Origin of the sequence: Pseudomonas sp. PARCl1 (assembly GCF_947311875.1) — a bacterium.
GTDB lineage: Bacteria > Pseudomonadota > Gammaproteobacteria > Pseudomonadales > Pseudomonadaceae > Aquipseudomonas > Aquipseudomonas juntendi.
On sequence record NZ_CAMZMX010000018.1, the window covers coordinates 87,611 to 105,261 of the forward strand.

General features: G+C 59.8%; 14 protein-coding genes. 7 read left to right on the top strand and 7 right to left on the bottom strand.

What is annotated here, in order from left to right; genetic code table 11:
* The first annotated feature begins 349 nt into the window (after positions 1-349).
* Positions 350-1,603, top strand: coding sequence for a serine hydroxymethyltransferase (gene glyA / locus QME24_RS12605; protein WP_280091237.1), 1,254 nt, complete (start codon positions 350-352; stop codon positions 1,601-1,603).
* 321 nt (positions 1,604-1,924) lie between these two features.
* Positions 1,925-2,881 (top strand): bile acid:sodium symporter, encoded by a 957-nt coding sequence (locus QME24_RS12610; RefSeq protein WP_280091819.1) that lies wholly within the window; start codon positions 1,925-1,927, stop codon positions 2,879-2,881.
* A 6-nt stretch (positions 2,882-2,887) separates the two neighbouring features.
* Here the strand turns inward: QME24_RS12610 and betT are convergent, their stop codons facing one another.
* Complete coding sequence (gene betT, locus QME24_RS12615) at positions 2,888-4,861, bottom strand: choline BCCT transporter BetT (RefSeq protein WP_280091820.1); 1,974 nt, start codon at positions 4,859-4,861, stop codon at positions 2,888-2,890.
* A 164-nt stretch (positions 4,862-5,025) separates the two neighbouring features.
* On the bottom strand, positions 5,026-5,910 hold the full coding sequence (locus QME24_RS12620) for a homocysteine S-methyltransferase family protein (RefSeq protein WP_232892572.1): 885 nt from the start codon (positions 5,908-5,910) through the stop codon (positions 5,026-5,028).
* A 118-nt stretch (positions 5,911-6,028) separates the two neighbouring features.
* Here QME24_RS12620 and QME24_RS12625 point away from each other — a divergent pair, with 118 nt between their 5' ends.
* Together QME24_RS12625 and QME24_RS12630 are read left to right on the top strand one after the other, a co-directional pair.
* Positions 6,029-6,850 (top strand): ABC transporter substrate-binding protein, encoded by an 822-nt coding sequence (locus QME24_RS12625; protein WP_054903899.1) that lies wholly within the window; start codon positions 6,029-6,031, stop codon positions 6,848-6,850.
* Entirely contained in the window at positions 6,847-7,668 is an 822-nt protein-coding gene (locus tag QME24_RS12630) for an amino acid ABC transporter permease (RefSeq protein ID WP_029884901.1), read from the top strand. Before QME24_RS12625 ends, QME24_RS12630 begins: the two co-directional genes overlap by 4 nt.
* A gap of 76 nt (positions 7,669-7,744) precedes the next feature.
* On the opposite strand, the gene QME24_RS12635 is transcribed toward QME24_RS12630, so the two are convergent.
* Together QME24_RS12635 and QME24_RS12640 are read right to left on the bottom strand one after the other, a co-directional pair.
* Complete coding sequence (locus QME24_RS12635; RefSeq protein ID WP_029884902.1) at positions 7,745-7,924, bottom strand: CsbD family protein; 180 nt, start codon at positions 7,922-7,924, stop codon at positions 7,745-7,747.
* A gap of 76 nt (positions 7,925-8,000) precedes the next feature.
* Positions 8,001-8,987 carry a hypothetical protein gene (locus tag QME24_RS12640; protein WP_009686079.1) on the bottom strand — a complete coding sequence of 329 codons (987 nt, stop codon included), beginning with the start codon at positions 8,985-8,987 and terminating at the stop codon, positions 8,001-8,003.
* 204 nt (positions 8,988-9,191) lie between these two features.
* Between QME24_RS12640 and QME24_RS12645 the strand changes: the two genes are divergently transcribed.
* Positions 9,192-10,667, top strand: a complete 1,476-nt coding sequence (locus tag QME24_RS12645) for a PAS domain S-box protein (protein ID WP_280091821.1) — start codon at positions 9,192-9,194, stop codon at positions 10,665-10,667.
* Between the two features lie 238 nt (positions 10,668-10,905).
* On the top strand, positions 10,906-12,291 hold the full coding sequence (locus QME24_RS12650; protein ID WP_280091822.1) for a gluconate:H+ symporter: 1,386 nt from the start codon (positions 10,906-10,908) through the stop codon (positions 12,289-12,291).
* Positions 12,292-12,585: 294 nt separating this feature from the next.
* Here the strand turns inward: QME24_RS12650 and QME24_RS12655 are convergent, their stop codons facing one another.
* The 3 genes from QME24_RS12655 to QME24_RS12665 form a co-directional block, all read right to left on the bottom strand.
* Complete coding sequence (locus QME24_RS12655) at positions 12,586-13,041, bottom strand: GFA family protein (protein WP_280091823.1); 456 nt, start codon at positions 13,039-13,041, stop codon at positions 12,586-12,588.
* Between the two features lie 112 nt (positions 13,042-13,153).
* A complete protein-coding gene (locus QME24_RS12660) occupies positions 13,154-13,513 on the bottom strand; it encodes a hypothetical protein (RefSeq protein ID WP_192441643.1) in 360 nt (119 codons plus the stop codon).
* 993 nt (positions 13,514-14,506) lie between these two features.
* Positions 14,507-16,159, bottom strand: coding sequence for a Shedu anti-phage system protein SduA domain-containing protein (locus QME24_RS12665; RefSeq protein WP_280091824.1), 1,653 nt, complete (start codon positions 16,157-16,159; stop codon positions 14,507-14,509).
* A 268-nt stretch (positions 16,160-16,427) separates the two neighbouring features.
* Between QME24_RS12665 and QME24_RS12670 the strand changes: the two genes are divergently transcribed.
* On the top strand, positions 16,428-17,357 hold the full coding sequence (locus QME24_RS12670; RefSeq protein ID WP_280091825.1) for a hypothetical protein: 930 nt from the start codon (positions 16,428-16,430) through the stop codon (positions 17,355-17,357).
* Positions 17,358-17,651 lie beyond the last annotated feature (294 nt).

Here is a 17,651-nt window from a genome sequence, read left to right on the forward strand (position 1 = left end):
ATCGCAACTATTGATTCAGGAGGACCTTGTGGGAGCGGGCGTGCCCGCGAACACCGGCGTAGCCGGTGCCAGCCACCGCGCCGGGTTCTTCGCGGGCGGGCCCGCTCCCACACCGACCGCATTAACTTCCGGCCATGTGCAAACTTGTGGGAGCCGGCTTGCCGGCGATGGGGCGCAACGCCCCCAGAAACCGGACTTCAGAGTCAACTCCAATCCCAGCCCAGCCCAGACACGGCGCGGGATGCAACATGAGACCCATTGGTCCGCGACTTGACGCCACTTCATATGCCAGCCGCGAATCAATCGGTTAGAATGCCCCCCCAAACTACCCCGATCCTTGAGGACCGCCATGTTCAGCCGTGATTTGACCATTGCCAAGTACGACGCCGAGCTCTTCGAAGCCATGCAGCAAGAAGCCCTGCGCCAGGAAGAGCATATCGAGCTGATCGCCTCGGAAAACTACACCAGCCCGGCTGTCATGGAAGCCCAGGGCTCGGTGCTGACCAACAAGTACGCCGAAGGCTACCCAGGCAAGCGCTACTACGGTGGTTGCGAGTACGTCGACGTCGTCGAGCAACTGGCCATCGACCGTGCCAAAGAGCTGTTCGGTGCCGATTACGCCAACGTTCAGCCGCACGCCGGCTCCCAGGCCAACGCTGCTGTCTACCTGGCCCTGCTGTCGGCCGGTGACACCATCCTGGGCATGAGCCTGGCCCACGGTGGCCACCTGACCCACGGTGCTTCGGTAAGCTCCTCGGGCAAACTGTACAATGCCATCCAGTACGGCATCGACGGCAACGGCCTGATCGACTACGACGAAGTTGAGCGCCTGGCTGTCGAGCACAAGCCGAAGATGATCGTTGCCGGCTTCTCCGCCTACTCGCAAGTGCTGGACTTCGCCCGCTTCCGTGTTATCGCCGACAAGGTGGGTGCCTACCTGTTCGTCGACATGGCTCACGTTGCCGGCCTGGTTGCCGCTGGCGTGTACCCGAACCCGGTACCGTTCGCCGACGTGGTCACCACCACCACGCACAAGACCCTGCGCGGCCCACGCGGCGGCCTGATCCTGGCGCGCAAGAACGAAGAAATCGAGAAGAAGCTGAACTCCGCCGTGTTCCCTGGCGCCCAGGGCGGCCCGCTGGAGCACGTCATCGCCGCCAAGGCCATCTGCTTCAAGGAAGCCCTGCAGCCTGAGTTCAAGGCTTACCAGCAGCAGGTCGTGAAAAACGCCCAGGCCATGGCCGAAGTGTTCATCGAGCGAGGTTTCGACGTGGTATCCGGCGGTACCCAGAACCACCTGTTCCTGCTGTCGCTGATCAAGCAGGAAATCTCCGGTAAAGATGCGGACGCTGCCCTGGGCAAAGCCTACATCACCGTCAACAAGAACTCGGTACCCAACGACCCACGTTCGCCGTTCGTCACCTCGGGCCTGCGTTTCGGCACCCCAGCCGTCACCACCCGTGGCTTCAAGGAAGCCGAGTGCAAGGAACTGGCTGGCTGGATCTGCGACATCCTGGCTGACCTGAACAACGAAGCGGTGATCAATGCCGTGCGTGAAAAGGTCAAGGCCATCTGCAAGAAGCTGCCGGTTTACGGCAACTGATCGCTGATCGCCAGAGGAAAAGCCCGGCTCGAGGCCTAATGCCAGTCAGTTAAGTAATTTGGGGCCGCTTTGCGACCCTTCGCGGGCACGCCCGCTCCCACAAGGGATCGCGCATCTCTTGAGTTCAGCGCCAAACGTGTGGGAGCGGGCGTGCCCGCGAAGGGCTGCAAAGCAGCCCCAGTAACGCTTAACTGACAGGCATTAGGCTCAATGCCGGGTTTTTTTGCGCGCCGGATTTACATATGGCTTGCGGCGCAGCACGTTCGCGCTTCGCCGCATTGCAAGACCGGCGCTGCCATTTTTTTTTCAGCAGGTAGCGCCTTGACCAGAGACCAACTCGAAACCCGGCAAACGCTCATCTACTTCGCCACCGTGCTGGCGGCCTGCGCTTTCGGCCTTTTCGCCGGTGCGGGTGCTTCAGTGCTGGAAGTGCTGATCACACCCGCCATCGCCGTGCTGATGTACGCCATGTTCTTGCAGATACCCTTTCTGGACCTGCGCGCGAGCCTGGCCAATCGACGGTTCATGGTTGCCTTGCTGTTGGCCAATTTCGTGCTGGTGCCCTTGCTGGTGTGGGCCCTGACCCGCGGGCTGACGGGCCAGCCGGCATTGTTGGCAGGCGCCTTGCTGGTACTGCTGGCACCCTGCATCGACTACGTGGTGGTGTTCACACACATGGGCAAAGGCGATGCGCGGCTCATGCTGGCCGCCACCCCCGTGCTGTTGCTGCTGCAACTGCTGCTGTTGCCGTTTTACCTGGCGCTCATGCTCGACGATGGCCAGCCGTTGAACCTGGCGATAGGGCCCTTCGTGCAGGCGTTCGTGGCGATGATCGTCGTGCCGTTGGCCTTGGCCGTGTGGACCAGTGCCCTGGTCGGCAAGTGGCGGGGGGTGAGCCGATGGAACGATGCCTGGGCCTGGATGCCCGTACCGGCGATGGCACTGGTGCTGTTCGTGGTGATCGCTTCACAGATCCGGATCGTGTTGCACGACCTGCCGCAACTGCTGCCCGTAGTGCCGGTTTACCTGGGCTTTGCGCTGGTGGCACCGGCCATCGGCTGGGCAACAGCGAGGCTGCTGGGCTTGCCGGCACAGCAGAAGCGCGCCGTGATGTTCAGTGCGGCGACGCGCAACTCGCTGGTGGTGTTGCCGCTGGCGCTCGCCTTGCCAGAGCAGTGGCGCACGCTGGCGGCAGCGGCGGTGATTACCCAGACATTGGTCGAGCTGGTCTGCGAGCTGGTCTACGTGCGGGCGATTCCGGCGATCGCCCGCACGTAAACGGCATCAGCTCACCACGTGCAGGTAATGCAGGTGGCGCTCGTACTGGTCGAGGATGTCGCCGATCACATCCTCACGGCTCCAGCCCATCACATCGTAGTCCTGCCCGCCTTCGCGCAGGTACACCTCTGCCCGGAAGTATTTGCGCGCATCGCTGTTGTCATCGGCGTCGCGCATGACGAAGCTCGGCGTATTGAATGCCCGGGGGCGTACCTCGTACTTGAAGCGCCCTTCACCGGCATGGGAAAGCTCGAGCGTGATGCGGCCGTCTTCACGCTCATCCACGGTCACCTCATAGCCTTGTTTGCGCAGTTCCTGCGCCACTTCTTCGCACGCGGGCTTGACCACATCGGCGATGAAGCGGGTAACGTGCGCCCTGCGCGGCATCATGGCGATGTTGCGCAAGCGGCGCTGCCAGCCGCCGTGGTTCTGACGGCCCTGCCGCTGGCCTGGCAATGCCTGGGTGCGCAGCCCACGCCGTGTGGCGTCGAGCCCCAGGGCCTTGAACAACCCCCAGATGGAGAACAGCAGGATGATCGCGAACGGCAACGCGCTGGCAATCGTGGCCGCTTGCAGTGCTTTCAGGCCGTTGGCCAGCAGCAGGGCAATGGCCACCGCGCCCATGCTGACGGACCAGAACACGCGCTGCCAGAGTGGTGAATGGCCCCTGCCGGACGAAGCCAGCATATCCACCACCAAGGCGCCCGAGTCGGCCGAGGTGACGAAAAACACCACGACCATCAGCACCGCCACCATCGAAATGGCTGTCGACCAGGGGAAGTGCTCAAGGAACGCGAACAACGCCAGCGAGCTGTCCTGGTCGACCACCGCGGCCAGGTCCTTGATGCCGCCGTGCAGGATCATGTGAATGGCCGAATCGCCAAACACCGTCATCCACAGCAAAGTGAAACCGGCCGGCACGAACAACACGCCGCAAACGAACTCGCGAATGGTGCGCCCACGGGAAATGCGCGCAATGAACAGCCCCACGAAGGGCGACCAGGACAACCACCAGCCCCAGTAGAGCAAGGTCCAGCCGCCAATCCAGTCGGTGGGTTCGTAGGCAAACAGGTTGAACGTCTTGTTGACGATATCGGACAGGTAGGCCCCTGTGTTCTGCACATAGGCCTGCAGCAGGAATACCGTAGGGCCTACCGCCAGCACGAAAAGCATCAGGACCACCGCGAGGCCCAGGTTGAGCTCCGACAGGATACGGATGCCCTTGTCCAGGCCGCTGGCCACCGACAGCGTGGCCAGTGCACAGGTAACCGCAATCAGAATGACCTGCACCGAGGTGCTGATCGGAAGGCCGAACAACTGGTTCAGCCCGCTGTTGATCTGCAGCACGCCGTAGCCCAGCGAGGTGGCGACGCCAAATACCGTGCCCAGGATGGCGAAGATGTCCACTGCATGGCCGATAGGGCCGTAGATACGCTCGCCGATCAAGGGGTACAGCGCCGAGCGCAGGGTAAGCGGCAGCCCGTTGCGGAAACTGAAGTAGGCCAGGATCAACGCCACGATGGCGTAGATCGCCCAGGCATGCAGCCCCCAGTGGAAAAAGGTGATGTTCATGGCTTCGCGGGCGGCGGCCACCGTGTTGGGGTCACCCACGGGCGGGTTGATGAAGTGCATCACCGGTTCGGCCACACCGAAGAACATCAGGCCGATGCCCATACCGGCAGAGAACAGCATGGCGAACCAGCTTTTATTGGGGTAGTCGGGCTCGCTATGGTCCGGGCCCAGCTTGATGTCGCCATAGCGGCTTACGGCCAGGAAGACGACGCTGATCAGCACCAGTGCGACGGTGAGGATGTAGAACCAGGCTGCATTGGTAACGATCCACTGCTGAACATGCTCGAAGACGCTTTGGGCATGCGCCTGGAACACTGTGGCGTACAACACCAGTAACAGCACCAGTACTGCACTGGTGAAAAAGACAGGTGGGTTGATGGTGCTCCTGCGTTTCTGGTTTTCAGGCATAGGCGTTACTCCTTCGGGCGTTCAGCGCTGCGCTCCATCATTGGGCAGTCCGAACACGACTGCCCGTGGCGCATGATGCATGGAAGATGCTGAAACCTTACCGTCAGTTCCAGCAATTCCAAAACTCAGCCGCTTCGCTTGCCGTACAGAAGGCTTTGAACCTGTCAGCCGAGGTGACGCTTCAGCTCGGCAATGTGCTCGGGGCCAATGCCGCAGCAGCCGCCCACCATGCTGGCGCCGCGTTCACGCCAGTCCTTGGCCCAGGCGAGGTAGCCCGGTGGGTCCAGGTCTTCCCGCAGCTCGTCCAACCCGTCGTTGGCGGTAGCCTCTTTGGGCTGCGGGGGGAAGGCGTTGGCGTAGGCACCGATGGCCACCCCTGCCCCTTGCTTGTCGATAACGGCACGGGCGACGTCAATGGCCGCGCCGATTACTTCCGGCTGGCTGCAGTTGAACAGCACCGCTGCGGCGCCCAGCCCGACTACCGCTTGCACGGCATCAGCCACCGGCTCACCGGAACGCAGGCGCGGCACCGTATCCACGTCCTCGTCCTGCAAAGTGAACGACACCCAGAACGGGCGGCCGTCTTCGGGCAGGTGCGCATGGATGGCTCGTACTTCGGCGATGGCGCTCTGGGTTTCGGCCAGCCACAGATCAACGTGTGGCGCCAGGCCGGCGAGCAGCGGCTTCAATACTTCTTCGACCCGCTCAGGCTGGAACAGGTCAGGGCGGTAAGAGCCGAACAGCGGTGGCAGCGAACCCGCTACCTTGACCGGGTGTGCAGCGTTATCGGCGGCATGACGCGCCAGCTGGCCGGCGGTATTGGCCAGTTGCTGGCCTTCTGTAGCAAAACGTTGCTCGCCAATGTGGAACGGCACGACCGCATAGCTGTTGCTGGTAATGACCTGGGCACCCGCGGCAATGAACGCCGCATGCACACCCACCACGGCCTCGGGCGCCTCGGTCAGCGCCAGCGCCGACCATTCGGGCTGACGAAACGGTGCGCCGCTGCGCTGCAGTTCACGGCCCATGCCCCCGTCGAGAATAACCATCGCGCGCTGTGTCATATAACTACTCTGAAGGTATTTATGAATAAAATTCATTATGAGAGAAAGGTTTATAACTATTAAATACACTTTCTCTTTTTTGGCAAACTTTTCAGGTATGTACATGCGCTTTTCTACTGTGCTCGGCGCGGGCCTCGTGTTCCTCGCCACTGCGTCCCAGGCCCTGGCAGGCACCACGCTGGAGCGGGTTGAATCGCGCAAGGAAATGGTCAACGTGTTGATGGAGAGCTACCCGCCGTTCTCCTTCCTCAATGATCAGAACCAACTCGACGGCTTCGACGTGGATGTGGCCAAGGCTGTGGCCGACAAGCTTGGCGTGAAGCTGCGCCTGGAAACCCCGTCGTGGGACGTGATCGCCGCCGGCCGCTGGAGCGGCCGCTACGACATCTGCATCTGCTCGATGACGCCCAGCAAAGCCCGCGCCGAAGTGTTCGACTTCCCGGTGGAATACTACGCATCGCCGGCGGTGATCGTGGTCAATGCCAAGGATGAGCGCATTCATGGGGCCAAGGACCTGGATGGACGCAAGGTAGGCTTGACCAGCGCCTCCAGCTACGAGAGCTACCTGAACAAGAACCTGGTGATCGAAGGCAAGGAAGACCAGAAGATCGACTACCCCTTCGACTTTGTGCAGATTGCGCCTTACGACACCGACAACGTCGCTTTCCAGGACCTGGGCCTGGGCGCGGGCGTGCGTCTGGATGCCATTCTTACCAACCTGGTGACCGCGCAGCCGCGCCTGACCCAGGACAAGCGCTTCAAGCTGGCCGGTGCCCCACTGTATGAAGAGCCCAACTCGGTGGCCATCGAAAAAGGCGACCCTGAATGGGATGCCAAGGTGCGCCAGGTGTTTGCCGAACTGAAAGCCGATGGCACGCTGGCCAAGCTGTCGCAGAAATGGATTGGCGCCGACATCAGCAAATGAGCACCTTCCCTTCTTCCCCCAAGCCCGCGGCCAAAGCCACGGGCGCCAGCCTGTTCGGCTTTCGCACCCGGCTGCTGCTGACCTGGCTGGCGCTGTTCGGTCTGTTCGTGGCGTTCTTCCTCAGCTTCGACCTGAAGTTTGCGATCATTGTGGAGAAGTTCCCCAACCTCGCCGGCTTCAAACTGGGCCCTAACGGCTTTTTGCAAGGCGCAGCGCTGACCCTGTTCCTGTGCCTGTGCTCGATGGTGGTCTCGGTGCTGCTGGGCTTTGCCGCAGCCCTGGCGCGCTTGTCCGGCAGTGCGGTGCTGGTCGGTATCGCCAGTTTCTACACGTCGTTCTTCCGCGGTACGCCGCTGCTTATCCAGATTCTGCTGATTTACCTGGGCCTGCCACAGGTCGGCCTAGTGCCCGGCGCAATCAGCGCAGGCATCATTGCGTTGTCGCTGAACTACGGCGCCTACCTCAGTGAAATCTTCCGCGCCGGCATTCTCGGCGTGGCGCGCGGCCAGCGCGAAGCGGCGCTGGCGCTGGGCATGCGCCCGCCGCAGACGTTCTGCTACATCGTGCTGCCCCAGGCCATGCGGGTGATCATTCCGCCCACGGCCAACCAGTTCATCTCGATGCTGAAGGATTCATCGCTGATTTCGGTGATGGGGGTGTGGGAAGTGATGTTCCTGGCCCAGTCGTACGGGCGCTCCAGCTACCGTTACCTGGAAATGCTGACCACCGCGGCAATCATCTACTGGGTACTGTCGATTCTGCTGGAGCTGGTGCAAGCGCGCCTGGAACGGCACTTCGGCAAGGCGTACCAGCGCTGAGCAGTGCCTGGGCGCAGCGGGCACATGCAAGAACGGTCGCCCGAAGGCGACCGCTGGTGGGTGGGGCGACAGTCGGCTAGTCCTTGCTGACGGCGTCCTTCACATCGCCCACCACTTGTTGGGCTTCACCCTTTTTCTCCTGCACCTTGCCCTTTACCTCCAGCTCGGTATTGCCAGTCGCTTTACCGACGGCTTGCTTGACCTTGCCAACCACTTCGTTGGCCATGCCTTTGACTTTGTCAGACGTGCTGCTCATGGTTTTTCTCCTTCAACGACATCCGTACATGTGGGTTGGGGTTACACCAGTGAAACGGGCAGACCTGGGCGGGTGATCACACATTCACGACCCGGGTCTTGCGTGACGACAGGGCGAAGCGGCCTGCCACAACGCTCAAGGCAGCGCCAAGCAGCAGGGTTACCAGCGTGCCCCAGGCGGCTTTGGACACGTTGCTGGCCGCTACCTGGGCAGCTTCACGCGCCTGTTGCTCTGCCTGGTCTTTCAGCACTTGCACCTGCTCGGCGGCTTGCTGGTAGGCACGGGCATAGTTATCCACGATCTGCTGGGCCTCCTGCTGGCTCTTGCCCGTGCGCGCCGCCACGATGTTGACCAGGGCCTGCTTGTCTGCCGCGCTCAGCGCAGGCTCACCGGCCTTGCGTACCCGGTCGAACCATTGCTTGAGCTGGTCAACGGCCTGGGTCGGGTCCTCGGCGGCAATACGGCCCGCCGACTCACCCTGCGCCTGCGCCTGATCGGCCTGCTGCTCCAGGTTCGACGGGTTCAGTTCGGCCTTGCCGGACTGCTGCAGGGTCTTGTTCAGCTCCGCTTCCAGGCTGTCCCAGTCGAGCGAAATGCCCTGCTTACCCAGGCGCTCTTTGATGCCTTGGCCGACTGCCGGTGCGGCGGCAGCCACACCATCCGCGGCAAGCGACAGGCCTTTACCGGCAATATTGCCGGCAGTGCCGACCACGCCCCCGGCCAGCGAAGCCAGCAGCCAGGTCGCCAGCAATGTGGTCACCGTCCAGCTCAACAGGCCATGCAGGCCACCGCGGCCCGGCGCCGTGCGGCCGGCAACCCAGGCACCGGCGGCGACCGAAACCAGGGTGCTGACGAACAACCACACCCCCGCACCGGTGCCAAAACCACGCAGCGGGTTGCCATCGGCCATCGCGTCAACGGCCCCGGCCCCGATGGCGGTGCCCAGCACACTGAGTACCAGGTAGGTAGCCAAGGCAATGGCCCCCCCGGCGAAAACTGCACTCCACGACACCCGCAGCGGGCTCACGGCATTTGCCGGGGTGCTTACATAGGCTTCAGTCATCTATGCATCCTCGTCAATGGGAACTGGCTGCACCGGCCACGGGTGCCTGATGCAACGTCATGGCCAGTTTGCGGGTCCCATGCAAGGGTGTATTGATGCATCTGCCCCACCCGCACTAGTGCATTGGCACCAATCTGCCGGTGCCTGCTGCGTTTATGCTCAACGCCAGTCACCACACCAGCCATTACCGACCGGGGGACGCCCATGAGCGACGCCGTGCTTGCCCGTGAAACCAACCGCCGCCAGCTGCAGCAGATAATTGCCGGGCTTTCGGATGGCGTGATGCTGCTGGAAGTGGACCAGACGATCATCTGGGCGAACGAAGCCGCCCTGCGCATGCACGGGGTCGACAGCCTGGAACAGCTGGGCGGTGACGCCGAGGGTTATCGCCAGCGCTTTGCCCTGCGCTACCGCAACAACCATCCACTGGAAGCCGACCAGTACCCCATTGCCCGCGTGGCGGCGGGGCAGGTGTTCAGCGATGTCGTGGTCGAGGTTTCGCCGGTTGGCGATGAGGAGGCGCGCAGCCGGGTACACCGGGTGCGCAGCATGGTGCTGGAAGACAGCAAGGGCGAGGCCGAGTCGTTGGTGCTGATACTGGCCGACGCTACCGAGTGGGCCAGCGCAGAGCAGCGCTTTGAAAAAACCTTCAACGCCAACCCTGCCCCCGCCGTTATCTGCCGCCTCAGCGACTTGCGCTTCATCAAGGTGAACCAGGGCTTTCTGGAAATGACCGGGCATGTGCGGGAAAACGTCATTGGCCGCTCGGTGTATGAAGTGGACGTGCTGGAAAACGCCGAGCGCAAGGAGCTGGCGATCGAGCGCCTGATAGAAGGCGCGACCATCCCGCAGATGCAGGCCGAGCTGCGCTTGCCAGAAGGTGGCACCAAGCTGGTGATCGTGGCCGGGCAGCCGCTGGACATGCACGAAGAGGATTGCATGCTGTTTTCGTTCACCGACCTGGAGCCCCGGCGCAAGGCGGAGAACGCCCTGCGCCAGAGCGAAGAGCGCTTTGCCAAGGCGTTTCGCCTGAGCCCGGTGCCGACCTTGCTGTGCAGCGCCGACAAGCAGCAACTGATCGATGCCAACGAAGCGTTCCTCGACAGCCTGGGCTACACCGCCCAGGAGCTGATCGGGAAAACCGTGGCCGAAATCGACTTCTTTGCCGACCGCGCGGTGGCAGCGCAGGTGTTCGATGCGCTGGAAAAGAGCGGGCGTATCGAGGCGCTGGATGTGAAGCTGCGCAAGAAAGGTGACGACCCGCTCGACTGCATGCTGCAAGCCGACACCGTGAGCCTGCTGGACACCCCGTGCTACCTGCTGGTGCTGATGGACATCACCGAGCGCAAGCGCTCGGAGCTGGAACTGGTCGAGGCGATCGAGACCGTCATGCAGGATGCATCGTGGTTCAGCCAGACCTTGATCGAGAAGCTGGCCAATGCCAAACGTATCAACACCGGCCGGTTGCCCGACGCCTCGTTCACCGACCTTACCCGCCGCGAGCGGGATGTGCTGGCGCTTATCTGCGAAGGGCTGGCCGACAAGGAGATTGCGGCGCGCCTGAACCTGGCGCTGAACACGGTGCGCAACCACGTGGCAACGGTTTATTCCAAACTCGATGTGCACAGCCGCAGTGAAGCGATCGTGTGGGCGCGGGAACGGCGTTTGTTCAGTACCTGATGGGTTGTTCGCGGCTGGGCCTGGCGCTGCCGCTGCCAGGGCCTACCCTTGACAGTATCCCGGTTGACCGCAAATACTCTGGCCAGATTCATATAGATGACCAAATAACAAGGTGAATCGTTCCATGATCGCACTCCTCGTCCCGATGCCTTTGCATGCTGGCCAGCCCGCACATTTGATTGCCCTGCCTGCACCTTCTGTTTGCCGCTGACGCGCCTGCCCAACCGAGACTCCTTGCATGACTCCCTTAGATATTCAGCTGTTGCTGACCGCCCTGGTCAGTGTTCTGGTGCTGGTGGCGCTGATCGTATCGCGCCTGAAGATGCACCCGCTTCTGGCCCTGCTGGTGGTGTCCATTGGCGTGGGCTTCGCGACCCATATGCAACCCGGCAGTATCGTTTCGCACCTGCTCACCGGTGCTGGCAAGACACTGGGTGCGGTCGGGGTGGTGATTGCCCTTGGCGCCATGCTGGGCAAGATCCTGGCGGATGCTGGCGTTACCGAACAGGTCGCCGATGTGATCCTCAAACGCACCCCCGACCGGCTGATCCCCTGGGCGATGATGATGGTGGCCTTCGTCATCGGCATCCCGATGTTCTTCGAGGTGGGCCTGGTGATCATGCTGCCGTTGATTTTCAGCGTGGCACGCAAGCTGGAGGGCAAGGCGCGCTTCAAGGGCTCTGCCTATGTGTACGTGGGAGTGCCAGTGATTTCCGCCTTGGCGGCCATGCATGGCATGGTCCCTCCGCACCCTGGCCCACTGACCGCCATTGCCGTGCTCAAGACCTCGGTTGGGCCGACCATGCTTTACGGCTTCCTTGCCGCGATCCCTGCCATGATCCTGGGCGGCCCGTTGTACGGCATGTTCATTTCCCGGCGCATGAGCAACCGCCCCGATCAGGCACTGCTGGACCAGTTCACCCTGGCTGAGCAGGCCGACGGCCAACCCCGCCCCGGTGTATTGATCGGCATGCTGGCCGCGCTGCTGCCGGCGATCCTGATGCTGGTGCATGCCGTTGCCGAAATGCTGCTGCCCAAGGGCAATGCGCTGCTGGAATTGGCCAGCTTCCTTGGCAACCCACTGATCGCCATGCTGCTGGGCGTGCTGTTCGCAGGCTTCAGCCTGGTACTGGCGCGCGGTGGCAACGCCGAGCAGTTGCGCGATGCGCTGGGCAAAAGCCTGAAGCCGATTGCCTCGATCATCATGATCATTGCCGGCGGCGGCGCTTTCCAGGAGATGCTGACCAGCGCCAAGGTTGGCGATGCCATCGTGCACCTGACCCAGCAATCGGCATTCCCGCCGTTGATTCTGGGGTGGCTGATCGCCATGCTGCTGTCGGTGTCGACCGGCTCGGCCACCGTTGGCATCGTCGGCGCTGCCGGCCTGCTGGCCCCCTTGGCAGGTGCCGACCCCAGCCTGAACCTGCCCTTGCTGGCCCTGTCCATCGGCTGTGGTTCGCTGTTCTTCAACTATGCCAACCATGCCGGTTTCTGGATGGTGAAAGAGTCGTTTGGCATGACCATGGGGGAAGCGACCAAGACCATCTCGGTGGTGCAGTCGATCGTGGCGGTGGTGGGGTTGATCGTGGTGTTGGTGCTGAATGCGGCGGTTGCGGTGGGCTGAGCCGGGTGAGCGGGTGAGCGGGTGAGCCAGTTATCCTGGCTCACATGCCCTGGCGTCAGTAGCCGCGCTCCCTCAGCTTTTCTGCCAAGGGCGGGTAGTAGATCTGGCCACCGCGATGGGCCGCAAAGCGGCCCCACTGCCAGCCTCGGACTCGCCGTTCATTACCCGCTATGGCGTCAGTCTGGTGCCTTTCGAGCTGGCCTGCACGGGCTGGGCTGTGGCGGTTTAAGGCCTACACCTACCCCGTTGGCGAAAGCCAGATCCCGAAGACCCACGCGAACATGGGCGATGCCCTCAGCCCTGATCACACGCCGGGTTAGCTGCATACCGCACCCACCCCGCAACCTCCGCGCCACCCCCCACCCGATCCTTGGGATGAACACGCCCTTCACTGACCGCCACCTCTGCAAAATCGAACGGGCTCATCCCTTCGATACACGCAACGTTCACCCCATACTGGTCTGGCGAGGAACGCCGCTGGTGGAAGGTGTAGATGCCGCATTTCGAGCAGAAGTAGTGCTTGGCTTCCCGGGTGTGGAACTGATAGAGCGTCAGCGCCTCTTCACCTTGGGTGACCGTGATATCGCCCAGATTCACCGACACCGCTACCGCCCCGCGCATACGGCACAGCGAGCAGTTGCACCTGCGTGCCGTGCCCAGGCCATCGGTCAACCGCAGTGAGAAACGCACGGTGCCGCAATGGCACGCTGCTTGGTAGACAGGGCGGTTATCGTTGTTTTTATTCGTCATGGCGTTTCTCCCGTTTGAAAGGCCAGCTTGCCGGACTGGCCGCAGATGCCCGAACACAGGGGCTACCGCTATCGGGCTGGCCAGTACCGCGCCCCATGCAGAAGCGGTCAGGCTAGGTGTAAGTGAAAATAATCAGCGCGGTGGCCAAGAGGATGTGAATCACCAAAAGGCTCACCAACAATCGCCTCATGCTTGAGGGGAAACGTTTGACTTCATCGAAGTCAATCAACCCCCTGCGCAGGAAGATGCTAGGTATGGCCAGCACCATGGAGATCAAACCCGTACGCATAACCTTGCCCAAAAGACCTGCATGTTGAAACGTAGTCTTATTACCGGTCACGAAGCTACAGCGCGTTAGCAACGACTCGTAGTATTCAGTGTATTTATGTGCGATGAAACACTGCACGACCATCGCAAGCATCATGGGTGCAAGAATCAGAATCGCAATGAGTCTAGGCTCAATTTCATTCACTCCGATACCTCGCCGTACAAAAAGTCACCAAACATTTCGCCCGCCTTGCCCCCTCCATCTCCGAGGACTTTACCGCCCACTGCGCCTCCGACGACAGCACAAGCCAGCGCACCAGGGCCGCCTGTACTGACGCCCAGAACAAAGGCACAGATACCGGTCCCTGCCATACCTCCCAGGAAGGCGGGTCAGCGAGAGTGCAGGACGGTGCAAGGTGCGCGGCGCTTGAATCGAGCCGGCCAGATCGAGCGCCGGGTTTTGAATGTAGGCGCGATCACTCGGTTTGGCCGTGCGGCATTTGAGGTCGCTGAGCGGAGTGGCTAGGCGTGGCATTGGGGTACGCTCTCCATTCAGGAAAGACGCTGTAACCCTAAAAACACCCCCGGTTATTGGGGATTTAGTTGGTTCCCGACGGAGGGTCTTGGAGACGAAAAACCGGCCAGGAGGGTAATGCCCGTCAGTTAAGAATTACTGGGGCTGCTTTGCAGCCCTTCGCGGGCACGCCCGCTCCCACACGTTTGGCGGTGAACGCAAGAAATGCGCGATCCCTGTGGCAGCGGGCGTGCCCGCGAAGGGTCGCAAAGCGGCCCCAAATTACTTAACTGACTGGCATTAGCCATAAGGCCGGTTTAGAGGGCTTCCAAAGCATTCAGCGCAATGCAGTGGAGCTGGATGTGGTGCGGAGACAGACAGACGGTATTTCGCCGTGAAGCTTCGGTTCACGAGGGGCTGGAATTTGGTGGATTTTTTGCCGTACCTCATAAGGTGTCTATAAATAAATCAGCTAGTTATGGCTTTCAATGGAATCGAATCTGGAATCTGTCCCTGAAAGCTTGGCTGGTCCTGATGAGCTGGAATTTTGTGAGGGCAGTCTGCACAGTGATTATCCTTTCCCGATTGTCCATTCGAAAACGGCAGCAACCGCTCCGTAGCTGCCGCTATAAATGGTCGCTTTTAGTTTTTTAGATCGGCGCCTCAGTAGGGAGGTTAGGAAACTTACTCACAAGCTGTACCCCTCTGTTTGTCGAGCACTTCGATCAAGCGCAGGAAACGCTCCAGAAGGTCGTCGTAGGTGAGAATCTTGATGTCGGACTTGGCGTTGTGGATCATCAAGGTATCTTTCTGTTCCTGCGTCAGGTCCTTGGACCGCCCGATCACCACCATCCCTTCCGCGGTGTAGTTGCCCTCCAGCCACTTAGGTAGATTGCTTGCGTTGTTATGGATTTCCCTAATCCAGTCCTGCACCTGCTGCACGGCGTGGGTCACCTTGTGCCTTAGGCTATTGCGCTTGGTGAAGATCTGAGCGCTATGGGGTTCGAGTTCAACCAGCACCACACGCTTGTCCGACTGGTGGTATTTCAGCACGAGGTCCGCGCGATATTTGCCGATTCGAACTTCGCTGTGGACCGCTGCCACATGAGAATCCAGGACTTGGGTGTGCCGCTTAAGAAAGTTGTGCAGATCTCTTTCACGCGTGCCGACCCGTCCCAGTAGATGGCACAGCTCAATGAAATTGCGCTGAAACCTGGCCGACTGAGAGAGCTTCGGGCGCAGCGCCGATACCTTGCGTTGCAGCAGGTGCTGCTTGTCAACACTGCCCCGGCGCGATCGATATTGCTGGCGCGTGACTCCCACGGGCGGGATCAGCTCACGCCCTCCTACCTCTAGTACTTCGACAAGGGGCTGATCAAAGGCGCCGACGATCACCGCGTTCACCCGCGTGAGGCCGAGCGTCCTGCACGCCATGTAGACCAGATAGTCGTCATCCATGACGAGCACGCCGTCCTCTTCGTACAAGAGGATGTCGGTGGTTCTAGCATGGGTGATGAACCGGCTGATCTCCTCATCCGGGGTACGTAGCGCGTAATCGATGTCCCTGGGATGCATCAAGGCCAGGTCTACCCGTACCCGCGTACAGGCGACCTGCCCACGGTACGCCTCGGTGATGAGCTTCACCAGATACGAGTTGTCACGGGGGCGGTCACTACGGGCATCAACTATCGACTTCACCGGCAGCACTGGGTATAGGTATTTTTTGTACTGGTACAGACATTGAAGCAGGAACATGATACGCGCCTCCTGCAGGGCGCTCTCTCGCTCAAAATGGATCCATCCCTCTCCCGTACACACGGAAATGAAGGGTTCTGGTCGAGTACTAGATAGCTGCAGGTTCAAATGCCACACCTCACCAGCTAGCCCTTCTCGCCCAAAAACCGTGATTTCAAACAGAACACCGCCCTCTTCCATTTCCGAGCCCCTAAAGAGTACGCCACAGGGTTGCCCCTCGAAGGTGGAGGAAACAAAGAAATCGCGGTCCAACTTCAATTTCGTCAGGCGTTGAAGATCGAGCCGTACTTCGTCGGGGATAGGCAACTCGGTGTCGGCCACCACTAGGTCTTCGTTGATCACGAACATCGCACGGGCAATGTCGCCGACAAGGGGATTCTCGCGATAACAGTTGCGCACCCAGCTGACGACCTCATCGCTACTTGGTGTACGCTGTTCGCCCTGCACGATCTCACGCAGGGTACCCTGGCGGACGTGCTGTAGCATGGGCTCGGTACCAGGTGGGAGTTCGTTCTCGCTCAGCGATAGCCGGGCTTCCGTTGCTGACGAACAGTCCATGTAATGTGCTTCCAGCTCTTGCATCCGGGGTTCCTTAGATGTTAAACACACGGCACTAAGCACTTAACGTATCAACCAGTACCAAAAGGATCAAGTACAACGTACGCCAGCCAGAAATAATCACTATCAAAAACTAGTCAAAATAATTAATACACGGATGCCCTCAGAAGATGCAAAACTGACGGAATCTGAAATTCTTTATGACTATGAAGGCATAGCATTAACGCGAAGTGGACACTCTAATAGAAAGCGTAACTTCTGGCTGTGAAATCAAGATAGCAGTGGAATCCAAATGAAAACATTGAAATCCGAGCGTCACCACTGGTGGCCGCGATGCGTATCCAAACACTGGGCGGATACTGAAGGCTTTGCGCATTGGATCACTCCGGATGGGACATGCAAGCGTGTCCCCCCTGCGCAACTCGCTATGATTGGAAATGGACACCACATAAAACTCAGTCGGAACCCGGCAGATAGCTCACCTTGGGATATGAGCTTCGAGCGTGAATTTGACCTAGCGGATGGCAATTTTCCATCGGTAATTGCCTGGCTAAATACTCTCACAAGTCAAAAACTACTCAATCTTCAGTTACGGGATCGTTTTCTACCCCAACCATGCACTGATGATCAGCTTAAGATTCTGACTGAGTGCGTGGTATCCCTAGTTATCCGAAGTCCCAAGAGCAGGGAGGCAGCTGTTTCTGTGGCAGAATATCTGAGGGGAGAACTGCCAACCCCTGAAAGAAATGCGCTAATTGGCTTAAACATTCGGAATTCGCAGCGAATGATTTCGGATAACATCGGGGCAGGCGCCAAATTTTCTGTTCTGCTCTCATCGGGAAAGGAGTTCATATATGGAGATGGCCTTTTCAATAATATAACGGGTACCGTAAACCCTCCACATAGCCCTAAAATTATTGCCCCTATCACCCCAATGATCAGCGTAATAATCAGCAAACCTACTTCCTTTACGGTCGAACCTCGACTCTCTACCATAGTTTTGTCGGACGATGAGGTGGATGCCTGTAACCATGCGATTCAGGTTTATTCGAAGAGGGCGCTGTTCTACCGATCAGAGCGGCCCAAACTCATTGATGCATTTACCCGCAATGAGCATCTGAGTTACGAGCACCCGGACAACCCCATGGACACATTGATTAGAAGCATTCCCGGCATCCCGCCAAGAGATCGCTCATTGGATTTTCTGCTAGGGACTGTATAAAATTGGCGGCAAAAAGGAAAGATCTATCAGTAACTAATTCTTCCCTTTTTACTCTTAAGGCAGCGTAGCACCCGCAGATGAATACATCTCCTAACGTGCATCTTCTCCACCCGCTAATGATGAGTGGGAAAGGGGACTGATTTATCTTCTGAAAAATAAATCAGTCCCCTTTTTGGATTTTTGACTATAACTGAATGATCCGCACCTTTCTCTTCTCTTTGAATCGCCCCTGGTTTCGTAGACACCTCCAAGCCTCATAATGAGGCCCAAATAGGAGGTGCCATGAGTCGTCAG

Bases quoted from the DNA above. Each gene is read 5' to 3' on its own strand.
- QME24_RS12640 (WP_009686079.1), bottom strand. From the start codon at position 8,987: ATGACTGAAGCCTATGTAAGCACCCCGGCAAATGCCGTGAGCCCGCTG.
- QME24_RS12625 (WP_054903899.1), top strand. From the start codon at position 6,029: ATGCGCTTTTCTACTGTGCTCGGCGCGGGCCTCGTGTTCCTCGCCACT.
- QME24_RS12620 (WP_232892572.1), bottom strand. From the start codon at position 5,910: ATGGTTATTCTCGACGGGGGCATGGGCCGTGAACTGCAGCGCAGCGGC.
- QME24_RS12665 (WP_280091824.1), bottom strand. From the start codon at position 16,159: ATGCAAGAGCTGGAAGCACATTACATGGACTGTTCGTCAGCAACGGAA.
- QME24_RS12635 (WP_029884902.1), bottom strand. From the start codon at position 7,924: ATGAGCAGCACGTCTGACAAAGTCAAAGGCATGGCCAACGAAGTGGTT.
- betT (WP_280091820.1), bottom strand. From the start codon at position 4,861: ATGCCTGAAAACCAGAAACGCAGGAGCACCATCAACCCACCTGTCTTT.
- QME24_RS12645 (WP_280091821.1), top strand. From the start codon at position 9,192: ATGAGCGACGCCGTGCTTGCCCGTGAAACCAACCGCCGCCAGCTGCAG.
- QME24_RS12670 (WP_280091825.1), top strand. From the start codon at position 16,428: ATGAAAACATTGAAATCCGAGCGTCACCACTGGTGGCCGCGATGCGTA.
- glyA (WP_280091237.1), top strand. From the start codon at position 350: ATGTTCAGCCGTGATTTGACCATTGCCAAGTACGACGCCGAGCTCTTC.
- QME24_RS12650 (WP_280091822.1), top strand. From the start codon at position 10,906: ATGACTCCCTTAGATATTCAGCTGTTGCTGACCGCCCTGGTCAGTGTT.
- QME24_RS12655 (WP_280091823.1), bottom strand. From the start codon at position 13,041: ATGACGAATAAAAACAACGATAACCGCCCTGTCTACCAAGCAGCGTGC.
- QME24_RS12630 (WP_029884901.1), top strand. From the start codon at position 6,847: ATGAGCACCTTCCCTTCTTCCCCCAAGCCCGCGGCCAAAGCCACGGGC.